At 71.4% G+C, this 21,750-nt stretch carries 26 protein-coding genes; 15 read left to right on the top strand and 11 right to left on the bottom strand.

Annotation, left to right across the window (positions count from 1 at the left end; translation table 11 throughout):
- Window positions 1-54 precede the first annotated feature (54 nt).
- A complete protein-coding gene (gene fzlA / locus J8J14_RS15945; RefSeq protein WP_209380530.1) occupies window positions 55-723 on the top strand; it encodes an FtsZ-binding protein FzlA in 669 nt (222 codons plus the stop codon).
- A 6-nt stretch (window positions 724-729) separates the two neighbouring features.
- Here fzlA and J8J14_RS25475 read toward each other — a convergent pair whose 3' ends face one another.
- On the bottom strand, window positions 730-1,575 hold the full coding sequence (locus tag J8J14_RS25475) for a tetratricopeptide repeat protein (protein WP_209380529.1): 846 nt from the start codon (window positions 1,573-1,575) through the stop codon (window positions 730-732).
- A gap of 46 nt (window positions 1,576-1,621) precedes the next feature.
- On the opposite strand from J8J14_RS25475, the gene J8J14_RS15935 reads away from it, so the two are divergent.
- Window positions 1,622-2,473 carry a Rossmann-fold NAD(P)-binding domain-containing protein gene (locus J8J14_RS15935; protein ID WP_209380528.1) on the top strand — a complete coding sequence of 284 codons (852 nt, stop codon included), beginning with the start codon at window positions 1,622-1,624 and terminating at the stop codon, window positions 2,471-2,473.
- Between the two features lie 8 nt (window positions 2,474-2,481).
- Here J8J14_RS15935 and J8J14_RS15930 read toward each other — a convergent pair whose 3' ends face one another.
- On the bottom strand, window positions 2,482-2,925 hold the full coding sequence (locus J8J14_RS15930) for a MarR family winged helix-turn-helix transcriptional regulator (RefSeq protein ID WP_209380527.1): 444 nt from the start codon (window positions 2,923-2,925) through the stop codon (window positions 2,482-2,484).
- 178 nt (window positions 2,926-3,103) lie between these two features.
- Here J8J14_RS15930 and J8J14_RS15925 point away from each other — a divergent pair, with 178 nt between their 5' ends.
- Window positions 3,104-3,529 carry an organic hydroperoxide resistance protein gene (locus J8J14_RS15925; protein ID WP_209380526.1) on the top strand — a complete coding sequence of 142 codons (426 nt, stop codon included), beginning with the start codon at window positions 3,104-3,106 and terminating at the stop codon, window positions 3,527-3,529.
- Between the two features lie 68 nt (window positions 3,530-3,597).
- Window positions 3,598-4,512, top strand: a complete 915-nt coding sequence (gene ypfJ, locus J8J14_RS15920; protein WP_209380525.1) for a KPN_02809 family neutral zinc metallopeptidase — start codon at window positions 3,598-3,600, stop codon at window positions 4,510-4,512.
- A 407-nt stretch (window positions 4,513-4,919) separates the two neighbouring features.
- On the opposite strand, the gene J8J14_RS15915 is transcribed toward ypfJ, so the two are convergent.
- Window positions 4,920-5,285 carry a YMGG-like glycine zipper-containing protein gene (locus J8J14_RS15915; RefSeq protein WP_209380524.1) on the bottom strand — a complete coding sequence of 122 codons (366 nt, stop codon included), beginning with the start codon at window positions 5,283-5,285 and terminating at the stop codon, window positions 4,920-4,922.
- Window positions 5,286-5,453: 168 nt separating this feature from the next.
- Between J8J14_RS15915 and J8J14_RS15910 the strand changes: the two genes are divergently transcribed.
- Complete coding sequence (locus tag J8J14_RS15910) at window positions 5,454-6,905, top strand: M81 family metallopeptidase (protein ID WP_209380523.1); 1,452 nt, start codon at window positions 5,454-5,456, stop codon at window positions 6,903-6,905.
- 42 nt (window positions 6,906-6,947) lie between these two features.
- On the opposite strand, the gene J8J14_RS15905 is transcribed toward J8J14_RS15910, so the two are convergent.
- The 5 genes from J8J14_RS15905 to J8J14_RS15885 form a co-directional block, all read right to left on the bottom strand.
- Window positions 6,948-8,258 (bottom strand): PQQ-dependent sugar dehydrogenase, encoded by a 1,311-nt coding sequence (locus tag J8J14_RS15905; RefSeq protein WP_209380522.1) that lies wholly within the window; start codon window positions 8,256-8,258, stop codon window positions 6,948-6,950.
- A 95-nt stretch (window positions 8,259-8,353) separates the two neighbouring features.
- Window positions 8,354-9,118, bottom strand: a complete 765-nt coding sequence (flgH, locus tag J8J14_RS15900) for a flagellar basal body L-ring protein FlgH (protein WP_245215842.1) — start codon at window positions 9,116-9,118, stop codon at window positions 8,354-8,356.
- The gene (gene flgA, locus J8J14_RS15895) at window positions 9,115-10,047 is read right to left on the bottom strand and encodes a flagellar basal body P-ring formation chaperone FlgA (protein WP_209380521.1); all 933 of its coding nucleotides are present in this window, start codon (window positions 10,045-10,047) and stop codon (window positions 9,115-9,117) included. Before flgA ends, flgH begins: the two co-directional genes overlap by 4 nt.
- Before the next feature lie 5 nt (window positions 10,048-10,052).
- Window positions 10,053-10,838 carry a flagellar basal-body rod protein FlgG gene (gene flgG / locus J8J14_RS15890; RefSeq protein ID WP_209380520.1) on the bottom strand — a complete coding sequence of 262 codons (786 nt, stop codon included), beginning with the start codon at window positions 10,836-10,838 and terminating at the stop codon, window positions 10,053-10,055.
- A gap of 92 nt (window positions 10,839-10,930) precedes the next feature.
- Window positions 10,931-11,674 (bottom strand): flagellar hook basal-body protein, encoded by a 744-nt coding sequence (locus tag J8J14_RS15885; RefSeq protein ID WP_209380519.1) that lies wholly within the window; start codon window positions 11,672-11,674, stop codon window positions 10,931-10,933.
- Between the two features lie 229 nt (window positions 11,675-11,903).
- On the opposite strand from J8J14_RS15885, the gene J8J14_RS15880 reads away from it, so the two are divergent.
- The 9 genes from J8J14_RS15880 (at window position 11,904) to speE (ending at window position 19,756) form a co-directional block, all read left to right on the top strand.
- Window positions 11,904-12,437 (top strand): flagellar basal body-associated FliL family protein, encoded by a 534-nt coding sequence (locus J8J14_RS15880; RefSeq protein WP_209380518.1) that lies wholly within the window; start codon window positions 11,904-11,906, stop codon window positions 12,435-12,437.
- Window positions 12,434-13,486 (top strand): flagellar motor switch protein FliM, encoded by a 1,053-nt coding sequence (gene fliM, locus J8J14_RS15875; protein ID WP_209380517.1) that lies wholly within the window; start codon window positions 12,434-12,436, stop codon window positions 13,484-13,486. The genes J8J14_RS15880 and fliM overlap by 4 nt, the downstream gene beginning before the upstream one ends.
- Window positions 13,483-13,890 (top strand): DUF6468 domain-containing protein, encoded by a 408-nt coding sequence (locus J8J14_RS15870; RefSeq protein ID WP_209380516.1) that lies wholly within the window; start codon window positions 13,483-13,485, stop codon window positions 13,888-13,890. Before fliM ends, J8J14_RS15870 begins: the two co-directional genes overlap by 4 nt.
- Entirely contained in the window at window positions 13,890-14,519 is a 630-nt protein-coding gene (locus J8J14_RS15865; protein WP_209380515.1) for a MotE family protein, read from the top strand. Before J8J14_RS15870 ends, J8J14_RS15865 begins: the two co-directional genes overlap by 1 nt.
- A 16-nt stretch (window positions 14,520-14,535) precedes the next feature.
- Complete coding sequence (locus J8J14_RS15860; protein WP_456307524.1) at window positions 14,536-14,916, top strand: chemotaxis response regulator CheY; 381 nt, start codon at window positions 14,536-14,538, stop codon at window positions 14,914-14,916.
- Window positions 14,909-15,463, top strand: coding sequence for a protein phosphatase CheZ (locus J8J14_RS15855; RefSeq protein ID WP_209380513.1), 555 nt, complete (start codon window positions 14,909-14,911; stop codon window positions 15,461-15,463). The genes J8J14_RS15860 and J8J14_RS15855 overlap by 8 nt, the downstream gene beginning before the upstream one ends.
- A complete protein-coding gene (locus J8J14_RS15850; RefSeq protein WP_209380512.1) occupies window positions 15,463-18,207 on the top strand; it encodes a hypothetical protein in 2,745 nt (914 codons plus the stop codon). The genes J8J14_RS15855 and J8J14_RS15850 overlap by 1 nt, the downstream gene beginning before the upstream one ends.
- A gap of 159 nt (window positions 18,208-18,366) precedes the next feature.
- The gene (speD, locus tag J8J14_RS15845) at window positions 18,367-18,813 is read left to right on the top strand and encodes an adenosylmethionine decarboxylase (protein WP_209380511.1); all 447 of its coding nucleotides are present in this window, start codon (window positions 18,367-18,369) and stop codon (window positions 18,811-18,813) included.
- A gap of 73 nt (window positions 18,814-18,886) precedes the next feature.
- Window positions 18,887-19,756, top strand: a complete 870-nt coding sequence (gene speE / locus J8J14_RS15840) for a polyamine aminopropyltransferase (RefSeq protein WP_209380510.1) — start codon at window positions 18,887-18,889, stop codon at window positions 19,754-19,756.
- A 251-nt stretch (window positions 19,757-20,007) separates the two neighbouring features.
- On the opposite strand, the gene fliP is transcribed toward speE, so the two are convergent.
- Genes fliP through J8J14_RS15830 form a run of 3 tightly spaced genes read right to left on the bottom strand, consistent with a single transcriptional unit; the run spans window position 20,008 to window position 21,248 of the window.
- Entirely contained in the window at window positions 20,008-20,742 is a 735-nt protein-coding gene (fliP, locus tag J8J14_RS15835) for a flagellar type III secretion system pore protein FliP (protein WP_408896153.1), read from the bottom strand.
- Window positions 20,739-20,984, bottom strand: a complete 246-nt coding sequence (locus J8J14_RS25060) for a FliO/MopB family protein (protein ID WP_245215841.1) — start codon at window positions 20,982-20,984, stop codon at window positions 20,739-20,741. The genes fliP and J8J14_RS25060 overlap by 4 nt, the downstream gene beginning before the upstream one ends.
- Window positions 20,985-20,996: 12 nt before the next feature.
- Window positions 20,997-21,248 (bottom strand): hypothetical protein, encoded by a 252-nt coding sequence (locus tag J8J14_RS15830; protein ID WP_209380508.1) that lies wholly within the window; start codon window positions 21,246-21,248, stop codon window positions 20,997-20,999.
- A 96-nt stretch (window positions 21,249-21,344) separates the two neighbouring features.
- Here J8J14_RS15830 and J8J14_RS15825 point away from each other — a divergent pair, with 96 nt between their 5' ends.
- Entirely contained in the window at window positions 21,345-21,743 is a 399-nt protein-coding gene (locus J8J14_RS15825) for a flagellar basal body rod protein FlgB (RefSeq protein WP_209380507.1), read from the top strand.
- Window positions 21,744-21,750 lie beyond the last annotated feature (7 nt).

Here is a 21,750-nt window from a genome sequence, read left to right as displayed (position 1 = left end):
TCAACCGCCCTCTATCTTGCCGAAGCGGCGCACGGGTGGCAGAAGAACCGCACCGTGCGCATCCTCCATCACCTCCCGCTCTCCCCGGCCTGCCGAAAGGTGCGCCTCGCGCTCCATGAGAAGCGCATTCCCTTCGAGCTGCGCGCCGAACGGATCTGGGAGCGGCGCGAGGAATTCCTGGCGATGAACCCCGCCGGCACCGTGCCGGTGCTGGAGGAGGAGAACGGCCTCGTCGTCGCGGACAGCTACGCCATCTGCGAGTATCTCGACGAAGCCTATCCCGACACGCCGCTGCTCGGCCGCACCCATGCCGAGCGCGCCGAAGTGCGCCGCCTCGTCGCCTGGTTCGACGACAAGTTCACGCGCGAGGTCACGCGCAACCTGTATTTCGAGAAGCAGCTGAAGCGCCAGCTTGGCCGCGGCAACCCGGATGCCGGCGCGCTGCGCGCGGGATACGCGAATCTGCGCCCGCATATCGAATATCTCGGCTGGCTCGCGGAAACCCGCGCCTGGCTCGCCGGCAACCAGCTCTCCCTGGCCGACCTGGCCGCCGCCGCCCATCTCTCCTGCCTGGACTATATCGGCGACATCGACTGGTCCCTGAACGACGCGATGAAGGACTGGTATGCCCGCGTGAAGTCCCGCCCGGCCTTCCGCCCCATCCTGGCAGACCGCGTCAGCGGCCTCACCCCACCCGCGCACTACGCCGACCTGGATTTCTGAACGGCGCTAGCGCCGCGCCGGCCCCGCCGCGTTCAGCGCCAGGTTCTGCTCCGCCAGGTCTGCCGCCGGGCTGTCCGGGCTGTTCGCGATCACCGCCTCCCAGTCCCGGCGCGCTCCCGCCGTGTCCCCCTGCAACTGCCGCAGGATCCCGCGCTCCAGCAGCGCCTCCGGGCTTCCCGGCTCGATCGCCAGCGCCCGTTCGATGTCCTGCAGCGCCTCCTGCGCCCGGTCCAGGTGCCGCAGCGCGGCCGCCCGGTAGATCCAGGCCTCGGCGCGCCGCGCATCCTGCGCCACCGCACGGTCCGTATCCGCCAGCGAGTCACTGAAGCGCCCCAGCGTGCCGGCGGCGACGGCCCGGTCCACCAGCAACTCCGCATCGTTCGGTGCCAGCGCCAGTGCCATGGTGAAGGCGCCATAGGCCCGCACCGGCTGGCCCGCTACCATCCAGGCCTGCCCGGCCTGGCCGAACAGTGCCGCACGCGCCGCGGGTGCGGCGGTCGCGCGGGCCGCCAGCGCCTCCAGCCGCGCGGCCGCGCGCTCCGGCTCGCCCAGCCCCAGCAGCGCCAGGGCCGAGCAATGCCGCGCCCCATCCGCGCCCCCGCGCGCCTCCCAGGTCTCGGCGAAACTCAACGCGCCCTGGGCATCGTTCCGAAGCTGCCCCAGGCAGGCCTCGTATTCCGCGCTGTCCGCCACACGGGGCGGTTCCGGGGGCAGGGGAAGCACCTCCTCGGCCGCCTCGGGCACGGCGGGCGGCGTCGGCCCGGGCGTGGTCCACCACAGGCCGCCCGCCAGACCAGCCGCCACCAGAAGGGTGGCAGCACCCATGAGCGCATGGCGGAAGGTGATTCGCATCACCGCCAATCTAGCGGGCGAAGCCGCCAGCCGCCATGGATGGCGGATGACGCCTGACCTGCTCATCATCGGCCTCGGCTACAGCGGCACGGCCATCGCCCGCGCCGCGCGGGCAGCCGGCTGGCGCGTCCGCGCCACCGCCCGCAACCCGGACACCGCGGAGGCGCCGGAGGGCGTGGCCCTGCTCCCCTTCGGCGCCGCCGGGCCGGCCCTCGCCACCGCCACCCATCTCGTCGTCACCGCACCGCCGGGGGAGGGGGGCGACCCGGCCCTCGCCGCCCATGGGCCGGCCCTTCGCCAGGCCCCGCTCCGCTGGATCGGCTATCTCTCCACCACAGGCGTCTACGGGGATCGCGGTGGCGCCTGGGTGGATGAGGGAACCGCGCCGGCCCCCACCCAGCCCCGCTCCATCCGCCGCCGCGCCGCGGAGGCGCAATGGGAAGCCTTCGCCCCCGGCGCCGCGGTGGACCTGTTCCGCTGCGCCGGCATCTACGGGCCGGGCCGCAGCGTGCTCGACGACCTCCGCGCCGGCCGCGCCCGCCGCGTGCTCAAACCCGGCCATGCCTTCGGCCGCATCCACCGCGACGATATCGCCCGCGCCGTGCTCGCCGCCGCCACGGCGCCACCGCCGCCCGGCATCCGCGTCCTGCATCTCGCCGATGACGAACCGGCCGAAAGCGCCGTGGTCACCGAGGGGGCCGCCCGCCTGCTCGGCCGGGACCCGCCCCCCGCCATCCCCTTCGCGGAGGCGCGCAACACCATGTCCCCCATGGCGCTCTCCTTCTGGTCGGAGAACCGCCGCATCGCCAATACCCGCACCAAGGCCGCGCTGGGCATCACCTGGCGCTATCCCGGCTGGCGGGAAGGCCTGGCCGCCATCCTCGCGGAAGGCGGCTGAGCCCCGCCTCAGCCGGCGCCGCTCGTCTCCAGGGCGCGCCGCAGCCGCTCCACCTCCTCCCGCAGACGGGTCGCCTCCTGCGCCTCAAGGCCGCTCGCCTGCAGGATGCAGCCCGGAATCGCCTCGGCCCCCTCGCGCAAGCCGCGCCCGGCCGGGGTCAGGCGCACCCGAACCACGCGCTCGTCCCGCGCATCCCGCGCGCGCGCGACCAGCCCGGCCGCCTCCAGCCGCTTCAGCAGCGGCGTCAGCGTGTTGGATTCGAGAAAGAGCCGGTCCCCGATCTGCCCCACCGTCAGCCCATCCTCGGCCCAGAGGCTGAGCATCACCAGGAACTGCGGATAGGTCAGGCCCAGGGGTTCCAGCAGCGGCTTGTACACGCGGGTCAGCGCGTGATTGGCGGCATAGAGGGAAAAGCAGAGCATCTCGGCCGGCCGGGGCAGCACGTCAGACATGGAAGGGGGCCTCCGGAATCCTTCAAGGAATTAGGGCGCGCGCGATCCCGCCACACAGCCTTTCCCATCATGGCAGCCATGCGCGCGATTATATCGCGCGCGACGGAGTGGCGTGACATGAAGGCCCCGGCGCCGGTTCCCTGCTGACCAGGCCGGCCACACCCCGAAAGGACCGACCATGTCCGTGAACGTCCTCTACCGTACCTCCGCCACCGCCACGGGTGGCCGCGAGGGCCATGCCCGCACCGCCGATGGCGCGTTCGATGTTCGACTCTCCACGCCGAAGGAACTCGGCGGCGCCGGCGGCACCGGCAACAACCCCGAGCAGCTCTTCGCCGCCGGCTACTCCGCCTGCTTCCTCGGCGCCATGAAGGCCGTCGCGTCCCAGGGCGGCCCCAAGGTCCCGGCCGACACCACCGTCACCGCCGAGATCGGCATCGGCCCGCGCAGCGAAGGCGGGTTCGGCATCACCGCCGCCCTCACCATCTCCCTTCCCGGCCTCACCCGTGAGGACGCCCAGGCCCTGGTCGAGAAGGCGCACCAGGTGTGCCCCTATTCGAACGCCACGCGCGGCAATGTGGACGTGCAGCTGACCGTCGCCTGAACCAACCCGAAACCCTGGCTCGCGGGCGGGCGTTCGCCCTCCGCCCGCAACCAGGGAGACGGATCGCCATGCGCCTCGACGGACCCGAGAGCCAGAATGTCGAGGACCGCCGCGGCCGCGGCGGCTTCGGTGGAGGCTTCGGCGGGCGCCGGGGCGGCGGCGTTGCGGTGGGAGGCATCGGCGGCGTTGTGCTGCTCGTGGTCTCCCTGCTGCTGGGGATCGATCCCTCCGTGATCCTCGGTGGCGGCGGGATGGGCCCCGAACCCCAGCCCGCCCCGCAGGAACGCCGCTTCGATCCCGGCCCCTACGCGGATGGCCGTGGCCAGGCCGCTCCCCGCCCCGCACAGGGCGGCCAGGAGGATTCCGGACGCCGCTTCGTCGCCCAGGTCCTGGGCGAGACCGAGCGCGTCTGGAACCAGCAATTCTCATCCCTCGGCCGCCGCTACGAGGAGCCCGTCCTCGTGCTCTTCTCCGGCGCCACCCAGTCCGGCTGCGGCTTCGCCCAGGCGCAGACCGGGCCCTTCTACTGCCCCGCGGACAAGCGCGTTTACATCGACCTCGAATTCATGGACCGGCTGCAGCGCCAGCTCGGTGCCACCGGCGATTTCGCCGCCGCCTACATCATCGCGCATGAGGTCGGGCACCACGTCCAAAATCTCCTGGGCGTTCTCCCCCGCGTGCAGCAGGCCCAGGCAAGGCTCTCCGATGTGGAGCGCAACCAGCTCCAGGTCCGGGTGGAACTCCAGGCCGATTGCCTGGCCGGGATGTGGGCCAACCAGGCCCAGCGCTCCCGCAACATCCTGGAACAGGGCGACATCGAGGAAGGCCTCCGCGCCGCCGCCGCCGTCGGCGATGACCGCGTGGGCGGCGGACGCATCCGCCCGGAAAGCTTCACCCATGGCAGCGCCCAGCAGCGCACCCGCTGGTTCCGCCGTGGGCTCGAGAGCGGCAATATCCGGGACTGCGACACCTTCCAGGGCTGATCACGGCCCGCGCTGCCTGGCCCACCTTTCAAGGCGATGCAGGTCCCTGATGCTTCAGGACCGACGCGTGGGCGCGTCGAGTTCGAAGATCACCTCGTCGCTGCAGGCGAGAGCAAGGATGCGGCCGATCTCACCCGCCTGCCCGGCATCGGCGAGAGATCGCCGAAGATTTCCCCCGCCATTGCCAATGCCTCACTGACTGCTCGTCCGTCTGAACATTGCACTCCCCGCAATTGCGGGAGGTCCCGCTCATGCAGGAGTTCCGGTACCGACAGGACCCGAACCGCCGGAGGAAGACGCCGGATCGAAGGAACTGCCTTCGACGGGCCGGGGAAGAGAAGGGCGCTCCTTCTCCGCCCGCAGTGCAACAGCGCGGGATCAGACGATCAGCACCGCCGGACCCGCCGTCAGTAGCGGTAGTAATAGCCCGGCGGAGGCGGCGGCGGCGCGTAGTAGGCAGGCGCCGGCGGCGCATAATAAGCCGGCGCGGGCGGCGCGTAGTAGGTGGGGGCGGGTGGCGCGTAGCCATAGGCCGGCGGGGCCGGCTGCGGCGTCGTCGCCGCGCCGGTGATGGCGCCCACCGCGCCGCCGGCCACGGCACCGATCGCGGCGCCACGCCCTCCACCGGCAATCGCACCCAGCGCCGCGCCGCTGCCCGCGCCGATCGCGGCACCGCCCACCGCGCGCTGGCCCGGGTCGTAGGGGTTGGTGCAGGCCGTCAGGCTCGCTGCCAGTGCCACGGCCACAAGCCCGGTTGTCGCCAAACGCGTCATCGTCGTCTCCCTTGAACAGGTTCCGGTCACGGGAAGGAACACCCGGGCCCGGCTTTCGTTCCTTGCCAGCCTGGGAGGGGAAGCGGGCCTTATCGTGGCTGCCACCGCCGCAATTGCGGCACCACGGCCGCTGGCCCATCGCATGCCTGCCAGGGCACACTCCCGGCCATGCCAAGAATCGCCGTCGCCCGCCTCTGGTTCGAGGGGAATTCCTTCACCCCCGTCCCCACCGGAATGGAGGCCTTCCGCTCCCGCGAATGGGTGGAAGGCGAGGAAGCCCTCGCCCGCTATGCCGGCACTTCCATGGAGCTCGGCGCCGTCGCTGCCTTCCTCACGGCCCGGCCGGACTGGTCCGGGCAGGTCCTCCGCTGCGCCAGCGCCCAGCCCGGCGGCCCCATGGAGGATGCGGTTCTCCAGGCATGGCTGGACGAGGTACTCCCGCCCCTCCGCGCCGGCGGCTTCGACGGAGTCTACCTCTCCCTCCACGGCGCCTGCGTCACCGCATCGGACCCCGAGGCGGACCTGACCATCCTCCGCGCCGTCCGTGCCGCCATTGGCCCGGATGTGCCGCTTACCGCCTCCTTCGACTTCCACGCCGACATGGCCGAGGAAGCCGCCACTCTGCTCGACGGCGCCAGCGCCTATCGCAGCTACCCGCATACCGACATGGACATCGCCGCCGCCCGTGCCCTGGCCATGCTGGAGCGCCGCATCCTCGGCGGCCCGCGCCTGCACGGCGCCGTGGTGAAGCGGCCCTTCGTCCTCCACTCCTTCCACATGCGCTCCGCCGAAGGCCCGATGGCCGAGGTCTGGGCGCTGGCCGCCGAACTGGAGGAAGGCCCGGTCTGCGAGGCCTTCCCCTTCGGCGGCTTCGCCTGGGGAGACAGCCCCCATGCCGGTCCCTCCGGCATGGCCTGGGCCGAGGACCCTGCCGCGGCCCGCGCCGCCGCCACCCGCATCGCCGAGGCCATCGAGGCCCGCCGCCCCCGCTTCTCCGTCACCCTCCCAACACCGGAAGAAGGCCTTGCCCGGGCACTGTCCGGCCCCCCAGGCCTCGTCGCCCTGCTCGACCCCGCCGACAACCCCTTCTCGGGCGGCATCGCCGACACGCCGGAACTCCTCCGCGTGCTGCTCGGGAAGCCGCCGGGCGTGCCCACCGTCTTCGCCTTCCTGCACGATCCGGTCACTGTCGAAGCAGCGCGCGCGGCAGGGGAGGGAGGGCAGATCACCCGCCCGCTCGCCGCCCAGCTCACCAGCGCATTCGGCCCGCCCGTTCCCTTCTCCGGCATCGTCGAGCGCCTCACCGAGGGCCGCTTCACCAATGAGGGCCCGATGGAGCGCGGCTCTCCCGTCGATCTCGGCCCCACCGCCGTGCTGCGCGACGGCGATCTCCGAATTATCGTCACCACCCGCAAGGAAGCGGCAGTGGATCCCGCCTTCTTCGCACTGCACGGCATCGACCTCGCGGCCACCCGGCTGATGGCGAACAAGGGCAAGAACCATTTCCGTGCCGCCTTCGCCGCGCGCTGCTCGCTGATCGTCGAATGCGACTGCCCCGGCCCGGCCTCGCTGGACTTGGCCGCCCTGCCGTTCCGCCACGTCCCGCGCGCTTGGCTCTGACGTACCGGAGGAAGGCCTTGCCTTCCCCCAGCCCCGGTGGACTCAGCGCCGCGCGGCCGCCACACGCCACACCGTGTTTCCGGTGTCATCCGCCACCAGCAGCGCCCCACGCCCATCCACCGCCACCCCGACCGGGCGGCCATAGACCTCTCCCGTGCCGGCATCAGCCATGAAGCCCGTCAGGAAGTCGCGCGCCTGCCCGTTCGGCCGCCCGTTCTCGAAGGGCACGAAGACCACGCGGTACCCGCTATAGGTCGAGCGGTTCCAGGACCCGCGCTGCCCGATGAAGGCGCCCTCGCGCCAGCCCTGCGGGAAGGCATCCCCGGTGTAGAAGGCAAGCCCGAGCGAGGCCGTGTGCGGCCCCAGCGCGTAATCCGGCACCACGGCCCGCGCCACCAGCTCCGGCGCCTTCCCCGCCATCCGCGGATCCTCGTGCTGCCCGAAATAGCTGTACGGCCATCCGTAGAAGGCGCCCTGCTGCACGCGCGTGATGTAGTCGGGCACGAGGTCGTCGCCGATCTTGTCGCGCTCGTTCACCGCGGCCCAGAGCTGGCCGCTGCGCGGCTCGAAGCCCAGCCCCACCGGGTTCCGCAGCCCCGAGGCATGGATCTCTTCGTTCCGCCCATCCAGGTCCACGCGCAGGATCGCGGCCCGCCGGTGCTCCTGCTCCATCCCGTATTCGCCGGCATTGCTGGCCGATCCGACGGCGATGAGCAGATGGCTCCCATCCGGGGTGGCGCGCAGCGTGCGCGTCCAGTGGTTGTTGTAGCCCCCGGCCGGCAGCTCCAGGATCTTCTCGCCCCGCCCCTCGATCCGCTGCTGCCCGGGACGGAAGGGAAAGCGCATGACCCCACCCGTGTTGGCGACGAACAGCCGCTCCCCGATCACCGCCATCCCGAAGGGCTGGTTCAACCCCTCCAGCAGCACCGAGCGGGTCTCGGCCAGGCCATCGCCATCCGCGTCGCGCAGCAGGGTGATCCGGTCCGCGCTCTCGCGCACCGTGCCGGAACGGCGCTGCTCCTCCTGCTTGCGCCGTTCCTCCTCGGTCTCGGCCGGCTTGGGCTTCGTGGCCGCCTCCGCCACCAGCACATCGCCGTTCGGCAGCACCTCCAGCCAGCGCGGATTCTCCAGCCCGCCCGCGAAGCGCGTCACGGCGAAGCCCTCCGCCGCCCGGGGCATCCGGCCTTCCGGCCAGCCGATCGCACGCGGGTGCTTCGTCACCTCATGGCTCATATCGGGCGGCGGCAGCCGCGGATCCGTCCCCATGCCCGGTAGCTCGGCCGGCCCCTGCTGGGCAAGGGCGGGGCTGGATGCAAGCGCGGCGAGAAGAAGCGAGCGTCGCGAAAGCGTCATCTGCAAGGGGCTCCGTCTTGGCGCCCGCACAACTCCACGCCTGCCCGCGCGATGCACCGACCGCCCTTCACGTTACACGCGGCAACCAGGCGCCTTCAGAACGGCAGGATCGCGTCCAGCACCTGCTGCCCATAGCGGGGCTGCTGCACATCGCTCACTGTCCCGCGCCCGCCATAGGCGATCCGCGCCTCGGCCAGCCGGTCATGCTGCACCGTGTTGTCGCTGGCGATGTCCTGCGGCCGGATGATTCCCGCGATGCTCAGGTCCCGCATCTCGTGGTTCACCCGCACCTGCTGCCGCCCCGCCACCACCAGGTTCCCGTTCGGCAGCACCTGCGTCACCGTGGCCGCGATCCGCATCGTCACCGCCTCGTTCCGCTGCACCCGCCCCGCCCCGGTGGATGAGTTGGCGGAAGCCGCCTCCACGAGCTTCGAGGGATCGACACCGTTCGGCAGGAAGCGCGCATAGGAAGCATCCAGCCCCAGCAGCCGCGGCATTCCCATGCTCTCCGAATTGTCCCGGCTCCGCTCGGTGGTGTTGGAAAGCGCCGCCGCATCCTTGATGGAAACCAGCACGGTGATCAGGTCCCCCGTATTCGCCGCCCGCTGGTCCCGCAGGAAGGTCCGGCTTCCCGGCCGCCAAAGGCTGTTCGCCACCAGGTGGCGTGCATCGCCGGGCGGCGGCATCGGCATGGAAACGGGCTGGTAGCCCGGCCCCTGCGTCGGATCGCTGATCGGCGCCATCTCCGGGGCCCGCCCCACCCGCGAAAGCCGCTCCGCCGTCCCGCACCCGGCGAGAAGCAGCGGAGCCAGCAGCAGCCCCCGCTTCGCCACGCCCCGCATCACCGCACCCCACATCATCGCACCACCGGGCTGCTGCCGAAGGCCACGCGCACGCGCCCCGGCCCGATCACCTCGCCTTCGACCACCGCGCGGGAGGCAAGGTTCATCACCGGCACCACCTCGCCCCGCGCCGCCGCCGCCATGGCGCGCCCCTGCGCCGTCATGCTCATCCCGGGCCCCTCCATCACCAGCGTCACCATCGCGTTCTTCGCGATCACCTGAGGCAGTGCGAGATCCGCCACCGCGAAGCCGGCCCCCTCCGCCACCGGCCGCCGCAGCGCCCTGCCCACCACCTGGCCCGGATCGCTCGCCAGCCCCGGTCGCACGCGCTCCACCCGCATCCGCACCGGCCGCAGGTCATCCGGCCCCACCACATCGCCCAGCGCCAGGCGCCGCGCCGCCACCACCACCGCCGCCGTCGCCACGGCCCGCCCGGTCAGCCTCTGCCGCAGCACCGGCATACCCTCCGCCACCACCACCAGCGTGGCCGAGAAGCGATTGCTCGCCACTTCGAAGGAGGGCTGCTCCAGCGCGATCTGCGTGAAGGCCGCCAGCGGCACCATCGGCGCCTGGAACCCCGGCAGTTCCAGCTCCGCCTGCCCGTCCAGCCCCATCCGGACCAGCTCCGCCCGCAGAAGGTCCAGCACCTCATCCCGCGGCACCGCGCGCCCGGGCCGCTCCACCACCACCGCATCGGCCGAGGTCAGCGGCCGCCAGGCCACCCTATGCGCCCGCGCGATGGCGAGAAGCTGCGCGGGCTCCACCACCACGCGCCGTCCTGGCGCGGGGGCGGGCCCGACCACGCGGCCGGCATTCTGCCCAGCCCCGTCGAACAGGTCGGAAAGGCGGATTACCGCATCCTCCACCACCGCATGCGGCCGCAGCACCGCCAGGTCGGCGCGCGCAGGCAGGGAGAGGAGCAGCAGGAGAAAGACGAGCCCTCTCATGCCGCTCACCGCAACCGCGCGACGGTGTTCAGCATCTCGTCGCTTGCCGTGATGACCTTGCTGTTCATCTCATAGGCGCGCTGCGCCGTGATCAGGCTCGTGATCTCCTGCACCACGTTCACGTTGGAGGTCTCGATGAAGCCCTGCATCACATTGCCGAAGCCCGGCCCTCCCGGCGCCCCCTGCTGCGGCGCGCCGGAGGAGGCCGACGCCATCAGCAGATTGTCCCCCACCGCCTCCAGCCCGCCCTCATTCGCGAAGATCGCCAGCTGGAACTGCCCCACATTCTGCGCCGCCGTCTGGCCGGCCAGCTTCACCAGAACCTCGCCATTCCCGTTGATCGTCACATCCGTCGCATTCGCCGGAATGGTGATCCCCGGCAGCACCGGGTAACCCTCCGCGGTCACGATCACCCCCTCCGGCGAAAGCCCCAGCGTCCCGTCGCGCGTATAGGCCGTCTCGCCCGAAGGCAGCGTCACCTGCAGGAAGCCATTGCCCCGGATCGCGATGTCGAACCGGTTCTCCGTCTGTTGCAGGCTGCCCTGCTCATGGATGCGGTACACGCCCGCCGTTCGCACGCCCAGCCCGACCTGCGCGCCCGAGGGCAGGGTGGTCCCCGTGTCGGAGGACTGCGAGCCGACCCGCCGCATGTTCTGGTACATCAGGTCCTGGAACTCCGCGCGCCGCCGCTTGAAGCCCGTCGTGCTCATATTCGCGATGTTGTTGGAGATGACCTCGACATTCGTCTGCTGGGCCATCATGCCCGTGCCGGCCGTCCAGAGCGCGCGCATGGCTCAACCTCTCCCCGCCGGCGCGGGCCGGCCCTGTTTCCCATTCCCCGCCACGGCCTGTGCCGCGCCGGAACCGAAAGCCACCGCCCGCATCACCGCTTCCGGAGGATGCGTTCCACGGCACCGGAGAGCCGCTCGCCCTCCTTCTCCGCGAACTGCGCCATGAACTGGAACTCGCGCATCTCCGCGGTCAGCCGCGTCATCTCCAGCACGGGCCGCACATTGCTGCCCTCCAGCGCCCCCTGCACCAGCGCGGGCCGTTCCATCGCCTCGAGCGCCTGGCCCGCCCCGGCCGCCAGAAGCCGGTCACCCTCCGCCACCAGCCGCTGCGGTTCCGCGAAGCGCACCACACGGATGCGGCCGATCTCGCCATTCTCGCTGGACAGCGTGCCGTCGCCCTTGATGGTCAGCCGCGTGTCCCCCGGCGCCACGCGCAGCGGGTTGCCACCGGCGTCCAGCAGCGCGTGCCCCTCCATGTCCACGATCCAGCCATCGGGCCCCAGCGAGAAGCGACCGGCGCGGCTGTAGCGCTCCCCGCGCGGCGTCTGCACGGCGAACAGGCCCTCGCCGGAAATCGCGACATCCAGTGGATTTCCCGTCACCTGCACCGTGCCCGGCGCCTCGTCGCGCCAGGTCGCCCGGTCCTGCGAGAAATGCAACGCCTCGCCGCCCGGCGCCGTCCGCAGCCCGCGCTGGCGTTCCAGATGCTCGGCGAAGACCGGGCGCGCGGCACGGAATCCCGGCGTCTCCACATTCGCAAGGTTGTGGGCCAGCACGGCGGTCGCGCGGTTCTGCGCCACCAGCCGGGAGAGCGCGATGTAGCCGGGATTGTCCATCCGTGCCGCCAGCCTCCTGCCATCCGGGCCCCCAGCATGGGGCCGCCATGGTTGCCGAAGCCTTTGCGCAACCCGCATGCCAGCCCGCGCGCCGCATTCGCCCGGCCCGGACTGCCCGGCCCCGGCAAGCCTTGCCGCCCAGCCGGCGCATCCAGCCGCCCGGAAACCCGGCGTTAAGCGAATCCCCGCGACCATGCGCCATCGGAAAGGCAGGAAGCACCCGGTCCACATGGCGCAAGCGGCGGCAGCGGAAGGAAGCCAGGAAAGCTCGGCCAAAGGCGGGCGGAAGAAGCTCGTCCTCCTCGCGCTGCCGCTGGTCGCCGCCGCTGTCGGGGCGGGGCTCTGGTTCACCGGCCTGCTGCCCTTCGGCGGTCCCGCCTCCCCGGCCGCGCCCCACGCGGAAGCGCAAGGCACCACGCCCTCCGGGCCCGGCACCGCCACGCCCCAGCCCAGCCGCCCGCCTGTCTTCTTCGACATGCCGGAGATCCTGACCAACCTGAACGTCGCCGGCCGCCGCGCCACCTTCATCCGCCTGAAGGCGAAGCTCGAACTCTCCCCCGATGCGGACACGGCCGCCGTCCAGGCCGCCATGCCGCGCCTGCTGGACCTCTTCCAGACCTATCTGCGCGAGATGCGGCCAGAGGAGCTTCGCGGCAGCCAGGGCACCTACCGCCTGCGCGAGGAACTGCGGAACCGCGCCTCCCTCGCCGTCAGCCCGGCCAGGGTGCAGGACATCCTCTTCCTGGAACTCATCATCCAATGAGCACGGAGGAGGAGGACCTCGCCGCCGCCTGGGGCGCCTCCCTCGATGAGGAGGCCGCATCCCCCGCCGGCGCGGACGCCACCCGGGTCCTGAACCAGGCGGAGATCGACAGCCTTCTCGGCTTCGACGGCGAGGAGGCCGCCGAGGCGAAATCGGCCATCGAGCAGATCATCAGCAGCGGCCTCGTCTCCTATGAACGCCTGCCGATGCTCGAGATCGTGTTCGACCGCCTCGTGCGGCTGATGAGCACGACGCTGCGCAACTTCACCTCCGACAATGTGGAGGTCTCGATCGACGCCATCACCTCGCTCCGCTTCGGCGACTACCTGAACTCCATCCCGCTCCCCGCCATGCTGGCCGTCGCGAAGGTGCGCGAATGGGACAACTACGGACTCATGGTGGTGGATTCCGCCATGATCTACTCGGTCGTCGACGTGCTCCTGGGCGGCCGCCGCGGCACCGCCGCCATGCGGATCGAAGGCCGCCCCTACACCACCATCGAGCGCACCCTCGTCGAACGCCTGATCGGTGTCGTGCTGCGGGACGTCTCCACTGCCTTCGAACCCCTCTGCCCCGTCGAGTTCCAGTTCGAGCGGCTGGAGGTGAACCCGCGCTTCGCCGCCATCTCCCGCCTCTCCAATGCCTGCATCCTCGTGAAGCTGCGCGTGGAGATGGAGGATCGCGGTGGCCGCATGGACCTGCTCCTTCCCTATGCCACGCTCGAACCGGTGCGCGAGCTGCTGCTGCAGCAGTTCATGGGCGAGAAGTTCGGCCGGGACTCCATCTGGGAAAACCACCTCGCCGATGAGCTGCGCCATACCGAGGTGGCGCTGGACATCGTCCTGGACGAACAGCCGCTCCCCCTTTCCACCGTCGTCAATCTCCGCCCGGGCGACAGGCTGACGTTGAATGTCGGCCCCGGCGCCCCGGTCCGCCTGCGCTGCGGCGAGGTCGCCTTGTTCGAAGCGGTGCTGGGCCGGCGCGAGAACCGCCTCGCCGTCAGGATCGAGCGGGAGCTGAAACGCATCGGCACGGAGGCAGCGGCATGAGCTCCCTGGAATGGGCCTTTCAGGGCCTGTTGCTGCTGCTCCTCCTCGCCGCGCTGCCCTATGCCATGCGCCTCGAACGCGGGCTGGCCGCGCTCCGCAAGGACCGGGCCGCCCTGGCCGAAGGCGCCGCCGGATTCGAGGCCGCGACGCGCGAGGCACATCTCGCCCTCTCCGGCTTGCGCGCCGCGCTGGAAACCCAGGCCCGCCAATCCGCGAGTGCCGAGGCGCTGCGGGACGATCTCCGCTTCCTGCTGGAACGCGCGGAGCCCCTGGCGGACCGGCTGGAGATCCTTGTCCGCCAGGGCCGCAACGCCTCCGCCCCGCCAACACCCGAAGCCTCGGAGCCCTCACCCCGCAGCCAGGCCGAGCGCGACCTGCTGCGCGCCCTGCGGATGGCCCGCTGATGCGCCTTCCCCTTCGCCTCGCGCGCCCGAGGCTTCTCCCCGTCATTCTCTGCGGCCTCGCGGGCCTGGCCCTGGTGAAGGCGCATTCGCTCTGGCAGGCCGCGCCGGGGCAGGGGGGCCTCGTCGCCAGCGCAGCCGCCTCGTCGCCGCCGGCGCCGCAGCCCGCCCCGCGCCCGCCGGCACCGCCCGCCCCGGAGCCGGCGCCCGATCCCGTTGACGCCGCCGAGCGCGCCCTCCTTGGCCGGCTTCGGGAACGCCGCACCGAGATCGAGGCGCGCGAGGCCGCGCTGGCCGCGCGCGAGGCCGTCATGGCCGCCGCCGAGCGCCGCCTCACCGCGCGGCTGGAGGAACTGGCCGCCATCCAGTCCCGCCTCGAAGCCCTGGACCGCAACCGGGGCGAGCGGGAGGAGGCGGGATGGCGCGGCCTGGTCAAGACCTATGAGGCGATGCGCCCGCGCGACGCCGCCACGGTCTTCGACGATTTGGAAATGCCTGTGCTCGTACAGATCGTGAATCGGATGCGGGAGGCGAAGGCCGCCCCGGTCATCGGGGCCATGCGCCCCGACCGGGCCCGCAGCCTGACGGCGGAGCTGGCCCGCCTCCGCGCCAACGGAAACCGGACGGACTGAAAGGAGAGTCATGGCGATGGACAAGAACACCAACGTGCTGATCGTCGACGACTACAAGACGATGCTGCGCATCATCAGGAACCTGCTGAAGCAGCTCGACTTCAACAATGTGGAGGAGGCGACGGACGGGCAGGAGGCTCTCTCCAAGCTCCGCGCGGGCAATTTCGGCCTCGTCATCTCGGACTGGAACATGGAGCCGATGACCGGGCTGGACCTGCTGAAGGAGGTGCGCGCCGACGCGAAGCTGAAATCCACGCCCTTCATCATGATCACCGCCGAGAGCAAGACCGAGAATGTCGTCGCCGCCCGCGCCGCCGGCGTCTCCAACTACATCGTCAAGCCCTTCAACGCCGAAACCCTGCGCGAGAAGATCGAGAAGGTGATGGCGCATGCCTAAGGTGGACCGCGCGGAGATCGCCCTCCAGGTCATGTCCGGCCTCAACCGAACCGAGGCCGCCCTCCTGGCCGAACTCGAATCCCTGGGCCGCATGGTCGCCGCCGCGAAGGAGGAAATCGCAGCGATGCGCGTGGAGAATGTGGACGCCACCCATCTCCCCGCCGCGACCGACGAGCTGGACGAGGTGGTAAGAAGCACCGCCGACGCGGCCAACGAAATCCTCGATGTCTGCGAGACGCTGGAGAACCTCCAGCCCAGCCTCGCAGCCGAGGCCGCCGAGACCGTCGGCAACTGCGTCACCCGCATCTACGAAGCCTGCGCCTTCCAGGACATCACGGGCCAGCGGATCGGCAAGGTGGTGAACGCGCTCAAGCAGATCGAGCACCGCGTGCGGGAGACCACCGGCCGCTACGCGCCATCGGCCATCCTCCCGGCGCGCACCGCCCCGCCCCGCACGGAAGGGGAGCGCCTGGCGAACGGCCCCCAGCCCGCGGCCGCCGCATCCTCCCAGGCGGAAATCGACGCCCTCCTCGCGAGCTTCGACTGATGCGCGGCGCGGCGGGCCTGGCATTCTGCGCCACCATCCTCCTCGTGCCCCAGGCCCTGGCGGAGCGGGCGGGCGTGCGCCTCGGCGAGCACCCGACCCATGGACGCATCGTGCTGGACCTCGCCGCGCCCGACATCCCCTACACGATCCGGGAAGAAGGGGAGGCGACGCTGCTGCGCCTCGCCCCCGGCACCGTCGCGGAACTCCCCGCCACCCGCCGCCTTCCCCGCAACATCCTCTCCCTCGGCCCGGCGCCGGACGGGTTGCGCTTCACCACGCGCCCGGGCACGCGGCTTCGCCACTTTCGCCTGGGCAACCGCCTCGTGCTCGATGTCATGGACAGCGGGCCGCCCAGCCCGCCACGCGCAGGCGAGCCGCGCCGTCCGCCCGCGCCGCGCCAGGCCGCGCCGGCGCCCACCGCCCCGCTCCCCGTCACGTCCCCCATCCCACCCCTGGCCGATCCCCCGCGTCCCGCCGAAGCCGCAGCCCCCCGGCCTGCCGCCATTCCCGCCCAGCCCGCGCCGGCAGGCCTCCCGCTCCGCACCCTGGCCTCCGAACAGGGGCCGGCTCTCCTCCTGCCCCTGCCCGAGGAAACAGGCCTCGCCATCTTCCGGCGCGGCGAGCTGATCCTGGCCGTGCTCGACGGGCCAAGGCCGTTCAACCTCGATGGCATCAGGTCGGATCCCGTCTTCGGCAGGATCGAGGCCGAGACGCTGCCCGAAGCCACGATCCTGCGCCTGCCCATCGCAGCACCCGCCGCCCTGCAGGCGCAGCGGCAGGGTCATCACTGGCTTCTCACCCTCTCGCCCGCCGGTGCGAGGGAAGCCACGATCCTCCCCGAACCAGGGGAGGGAAGGGTGCAACTCCGCGCCACCGCCCCGGGGCGCCCCATCCCGGTCGCCGACCCCGAGACGGGCCTGCCCATCCTGGTCGGCACGGTCCACCAGGGCGGCCAGGCCGTCTCCTCGGCGCGCAGCCTCGCCCAGGTGGATCTGCTTCCCACCCAGCTCGGCGTCGCCGCGCTCGCGCGGGCCGATACGGTCGCTCTCCGCCGCAGTGGGGACCACTTCCTCCTCCTCGGCGTGAGCGGGGCGATCCGGCCAGGCCCCGACCCCGCCGGCACCGAAATGAGCCGGCTGATGGAGCTGCCACGCCTGGATCCCGCCGCGGGGCAGGAACGCCTGCGCGCCCAGCACGCCAGCCTCGCCGCCGCCCCGCCTCTCACCCGCATGCCGCTCCGCCGCGCCGCGGCGGAAGGCATGCTGGCGCTGGGCCTGGCGCAGGAAGCCCAGGCCATGATCCGCCTCGCCTTCCAGGAGGATCCACGGGCCTCCTCGGACCCTCGCAGCATCCTCCTGAACGCCGCTGCCGCCCTGCTGGCCAACCGCCTGCCCGAGGCACGCCCCCTCGCCACCGCAGAGATGCCCGCCAATGACGAGGTAACGCTCTGGCGCGCCCTCCTCGCAGCCATGGAAGGCGATGCCAGCGCCGCCGCGCCGGGCCTCGCCAGGACCCTGCCGCTCCTGCTCGGCTACCCCGAGCCGATGCGGGCACGCCTGCTTCCCCTGGCCGCCGAGGCATTGCAGGAGGCCGGCGATGCAGGGGCGGCCCGGCAACTCCTCCAGTCCGCCGGGGATCTCCCCTTCCTGGCCCTCGCCCGCGCCCGTATGGCCGAAGCCGAGGGGCGGGCGGAGGAAGCGCTGTCCCTCTACGCCACCCTCGCGAGTGGAAGGGACCGCCTCGTCCGGGCCCGTGCGCTGCGCCGCGCCGCCGAGCTGCGCCTCGCCTCCGGTACGCTGGATGCCGCTGGTGCCGCCGCCGCCCTGGAAGCCGCCCTCTTCGCCTGGCGGGGCGATGCGGAGGAACTCGGCCTGCGCCTCCGCATCGCCGCCCTGCGCGGCGCGGCGGGCAATGCCCGCGCTGCCCTCGATCTCCTGAAGGACACGGCGGCCATCTACCCAGACCAGGGCGACCGGATCCGCCCTGCCCAGGAAGCCGCATTCCTCCAGGCTATCGGCCAGGAACCGCCGCTGACCGCGGCCGCGCTCTGGGAATCCCAGCCCGCGCTCCTGCCCAAGGACCAGCGCGGGGCCACCGCCCTCGCCAGCCTCGCAGACCGCCTCGCCGCCATGGAACTGCCCGATCGCGGCGTGGCCCTGATGGAGCAGGCGCTGGATCGCGCGGCACCAGCCCAGCGCCCCGCCCTGGCCATGCGGCTGGCGGAGCTACGCCTCGCGGCCGGCAAGCCCGCCGCCGCGCTGCACGCCCTGGAAGCCGTGCCGGACGATCCGGAAAACGCCCTGTCGCGCGGCCTCGTCGCAGCCCGCGCCAGATCCGCCCTCGGCGCGGGGGCGGAGGCTGTCTCGATCCTGCGCGGCCTCGGCGCCCCGGCTCTCCCCGCGCTCGCGGCCCTGCTGGCGGAGCGCCAGGACTGGATCGGCGCCTCGGATGCCTTCATCGCGCTCTCCGCCTCGCGGCCCGAGGATCCCGCCACCCCGCAGCATGTGCTACGCGCCGCCGCCTTCGCCGCCCTGGGCGGGGATGCGGCCCGGCTCGCCGCCATCCGCGCCGCATGGCTGCAGCGGATCGGCCAGGGCTCCCTGGCGGAAGCACTGGCCCTTCTCACGGCCGACCCGGCGCGTGGCCTGTCGGACCTGCCCCGCCTCCAGCGCGAACTGGACCTTTTCCGGGGATTTCCCAACAAGCTGGAGGCCTTCCGGACAGCGGACGCAAGTTCAAGATGAGCCACGCGTCAGGCGCGGGGGGGAGCCGCGTTTTTTTCGGCCTGGTGGGTCTCAATTTCACTTGCGATGGGGGGCCGGGTGCCTCATATGCCGCCTCCGTTGACCTGATCGAATTTCCGATCGCCCTGGTCATCTGCCGGTCGAGGAATGGGGGCCCAAATGGACTTTCACGTTGCTCAACTGGGGATGGTCTCGGATGAAAGCCCGAGCGAAGCCCAGTTCACTGAAGAGGCGAAGGATTACTTCGTCGAGAAGAACGGCGTTCGCTTCGCCGGGACTCACCTGATTATCGATCTGTGGGGGGCGACGAATCTCGACGACCCCGCGCATATCGACGAAGTGCTGCGCGAAGCAGCCATCGAGACGGGGGCGACGATCCTCCACGGTCACTTCCACCACTTCCAGCCGAATGGCGGAGTGAGCGGCGTGCTCGTGCTGGCCGAGAGCCATGTCTCGATCCACACCTGGCCGGAGAAGAACTACGCTGCTCTGGACATCTTCGTCTGCGGGGTCTGCGACCCCTATCTGGCGATCCCGGTCCTGAAGCGCGGCTTCCTGCCGGAGCGCGTGCAGCTCGCGGAACACCGCCGCGGCATGCAGGCCTGACGCCAAGACGTCACGAGACGAGACCGGGGGCGGGCCCTAGGGTCCGCCCCCTTTCTTCTGTCCGGAGGATGAGATGACCACTGATTCCTGGGTGAACGAAACGCTTTATCCGTCCTGGGGCCAGCGCTTCCGCGTGGTCCGGGAACTCGCGCGGGTGAAGTCCGAGTTCCAGGACATCATGGTCTTCGAATCCGAGACCCATGGCCGCGTCATGCTGCTCGATGGAGTCGTGCAGATCACCGAGATGGACGAGTTCGTCTATCAGGAGATGCTGACCCATGTGCCTCTGCTGGCGCATGGCGATGCCAGGCGCGTGCTCATCATCGGCGCCGGCGATGGCGGCGTGCTCCGTCGCGTGCTTGAGCACAAGAATGTCGAGAAGGCCGTTATGGTCGAGATCGACGGCGAGGTGATCCGCCTTGCCAAGGAGCACATGCCCAAGATCGCCGGCGATGCCTGGAACGACCCGCGCGCGGAAGTCCTCGTCGCCGATGGCATCGACTACGTCCGCAAGGCTGCGGATGGCAGCTTCGATGTCGTGATCGTGGACAGCACCGATCCCATCGGCGTGGGCGAGGTGCTCTTCACCGATGAGTTCTACGCCAATGCGGCGCGCCTGCTCTCGGATCGCGGCCTGATCGTGAACCAGTGCGGCGTTCCCGCCATGCAGGCCGAGGAGCTCGCCGAGACCTCGGTCCGCCGTGGCAAGGCCTTCCCGGATATCTGGGCCTATGTCGCTGCCGTCCCGACCTATGTCGGCGGCTACATGACCCTGGGCTGGGCCGCGAAGGACGCGTCCATGCGCGCCGTGCCCGCCGAGGAGATCCGTGCCCGCGCCGAACGCGCCGGCATCCTCGGCAAGACCGGCTACTGGACGCCGGAGATCCATGTCGGGGCCTTCAACCTGCCCCCCTATATCGCGAAGCACCTGCCCGCCAAGTAGGGCAGGGGCGGCTACGGCCGCCGCGTCTCACCGGTTCCCCTCTCTGGCCGTCGCCCGCCTGCAAAGGCGCGCGGTGATGGATTGGGAACGCGGCAGCGCGGCGGCCGTCTCCAGCTTCGGCCGCCATGCTCCACCGGCCCCCCGGTTTGGCCGTCGCCCGTCGCCCATCCAAGGATGGCGGCGTGCGGTGACGGATTGGGGGCGCGGGGGCATGGCGGCCGTTCTTCGTTGAGGCGCGCGGCACTACGCCGTCAGCTCCCGGCGAAGCCCTGCACCAGGCTGCCCGAGACCAGCCGCCATCCATCGACCATCACGAAGAAGATGATCTTGAAGGGCAGGGCCACCACGCTCGGCGGCAGCATCATCATGCCCAGCGACATCAGCAGCGATGCCGCCACCAGGTCGATGACCAGGAAGGGCAGGAACATCAGGAAGCCGATCTCGAAGGCCCGCTTCAGCTCGCTCACCATGAAGGCCGGAACCAGCGCCCGCCAGGGTGTCTGATCCGCGCTCTCCGGCGCGGGCAGCCTTGCCAGCTCCACGAACAAGGCCAGGTCCGAGTCACGCGCATTCGCGGCCATGAAGCGGCGGAAGGGCTCCGCCGCCGCGGCCAGCCCGTCCAATTCCCCCATCTGCCCCGCCAACATCGGCTGCATCCCCTGCGCCCAGGAAGCCTCCATCACCGGCTGCATGACGAAGAAGGTCAGGAACAGGGCCAGCCCGATCACCACCGGATTCGGCGGAATACCCTGCGCCCCGATCGCGCTCCGCAGCAGCGAGAGAACGATGACGATGCGGGCGAAGGCCGTGGCCATCACCAGCAGCGAAGGGGCGAGCGAAAGAAGCCCGATCAGCGCCGTCAGCTGCACAAGCCGCGCCGTGCTCCCCGCCCCCGAGCCGCCCAGGTCGAGCGAGACCGACTGCCCGTGCGCCGCGCCCCAGGGCAGTAGCGGCAGCAGCAGCAGCAGCAGCAGCGCCGCGGTCAGAGCCAGCCGATGAAGCTGTCCTGCGGCCCTCCCGTCACGATCAGGGCCTCCCGCCCATCCACGCGCAGGATCACCGCGCGTCGCCGCGAATCGATCGGCGTCGTCTCCACCAGGCGGATGCGCCGCGCGCCCTGCGCGGCCAACCCGCTCCGCCGCGCCAGCCGCGCGGCACCCCAGAGCAACCCCAGCACCACCGCCAGCGCCCCGGCCACCGTGGCCCACTGGCCCAACCCGCCGCCCATCCTCCGCGTCCCTCATGCCCGGTTGCCGGAAAGGCTGGCCTGCAGCCCCTCCACCTGCCGCAGCAGCGCGGACAACGCGGCCCGCAGCCCGCGTCCTTCCTCCGGAGGCAGGCCGGCGGCGGCGGCGCAGATCGCCGATACCTCCGCCTCAAGCCCGATCAGATCCAGTTCCCGCCCGGTCAGGAGCAGGGCCTCGGCGAGGCTCAGCACGCCATGCAGTTCATCCACGGCGGCGAGCACGGCATTTTGCGGCGTGCGGTCCATGCGGCCGATCCTGCCGCACAGTCCCTGATGATTCCCTAACGCCCGGCCATGCGCCATCAACCAAGTCTTAGCCATTCCCCGCGCAAGCTTCCCGGCATGAACTCTTCAGGCGCCACCGCGCGGAACCCGATCGAACTGGCCGAGGCACGCCTGCGCTGGCTCGATCGCCGCCAGGAAGTGCTCGCACGGAACATCGCGCAGGCGGACACGCCCGGTTACCGCACGCGGGACATCGCGCCCTTCGCGCAGCATCTCCGGCAGGCCGGGGGAGCGCAAAGCCTCGCCCGCACGGATCCGGCGCATCGCGCCGGAACGGGCCGCGCGGCCGGCACCGTCGCAGCACCGGCCGGGGAGATCTCGCCCGATGGCAACACCGTCTCCCTCGATGAGCAGGCGATCAAGGTTGCCGAAACCGATTCTGCCCATGCCCTCGCCATGGGCCTGCACCGCCGCTGGCTCGCGCTCTACCGCACGGCGCTCGGGCGCAACGGGTAACAGGAGC

The organism is Pararoseomonas baculiformis, from assembly GCF_017813395.1.
GTDB classification, from domain to species: domain Bacteria; phylum Pseudomonadota; class Alphaproteobacteria; order Acetobacterales; family Acetobacteraceae; genus Roseomonas; species Roseomonas baculiformis.
Note: the sequence above shows the minus strand (reverse complement) of the source record. Positions and strands in the feature narration are given on the sequence as shown.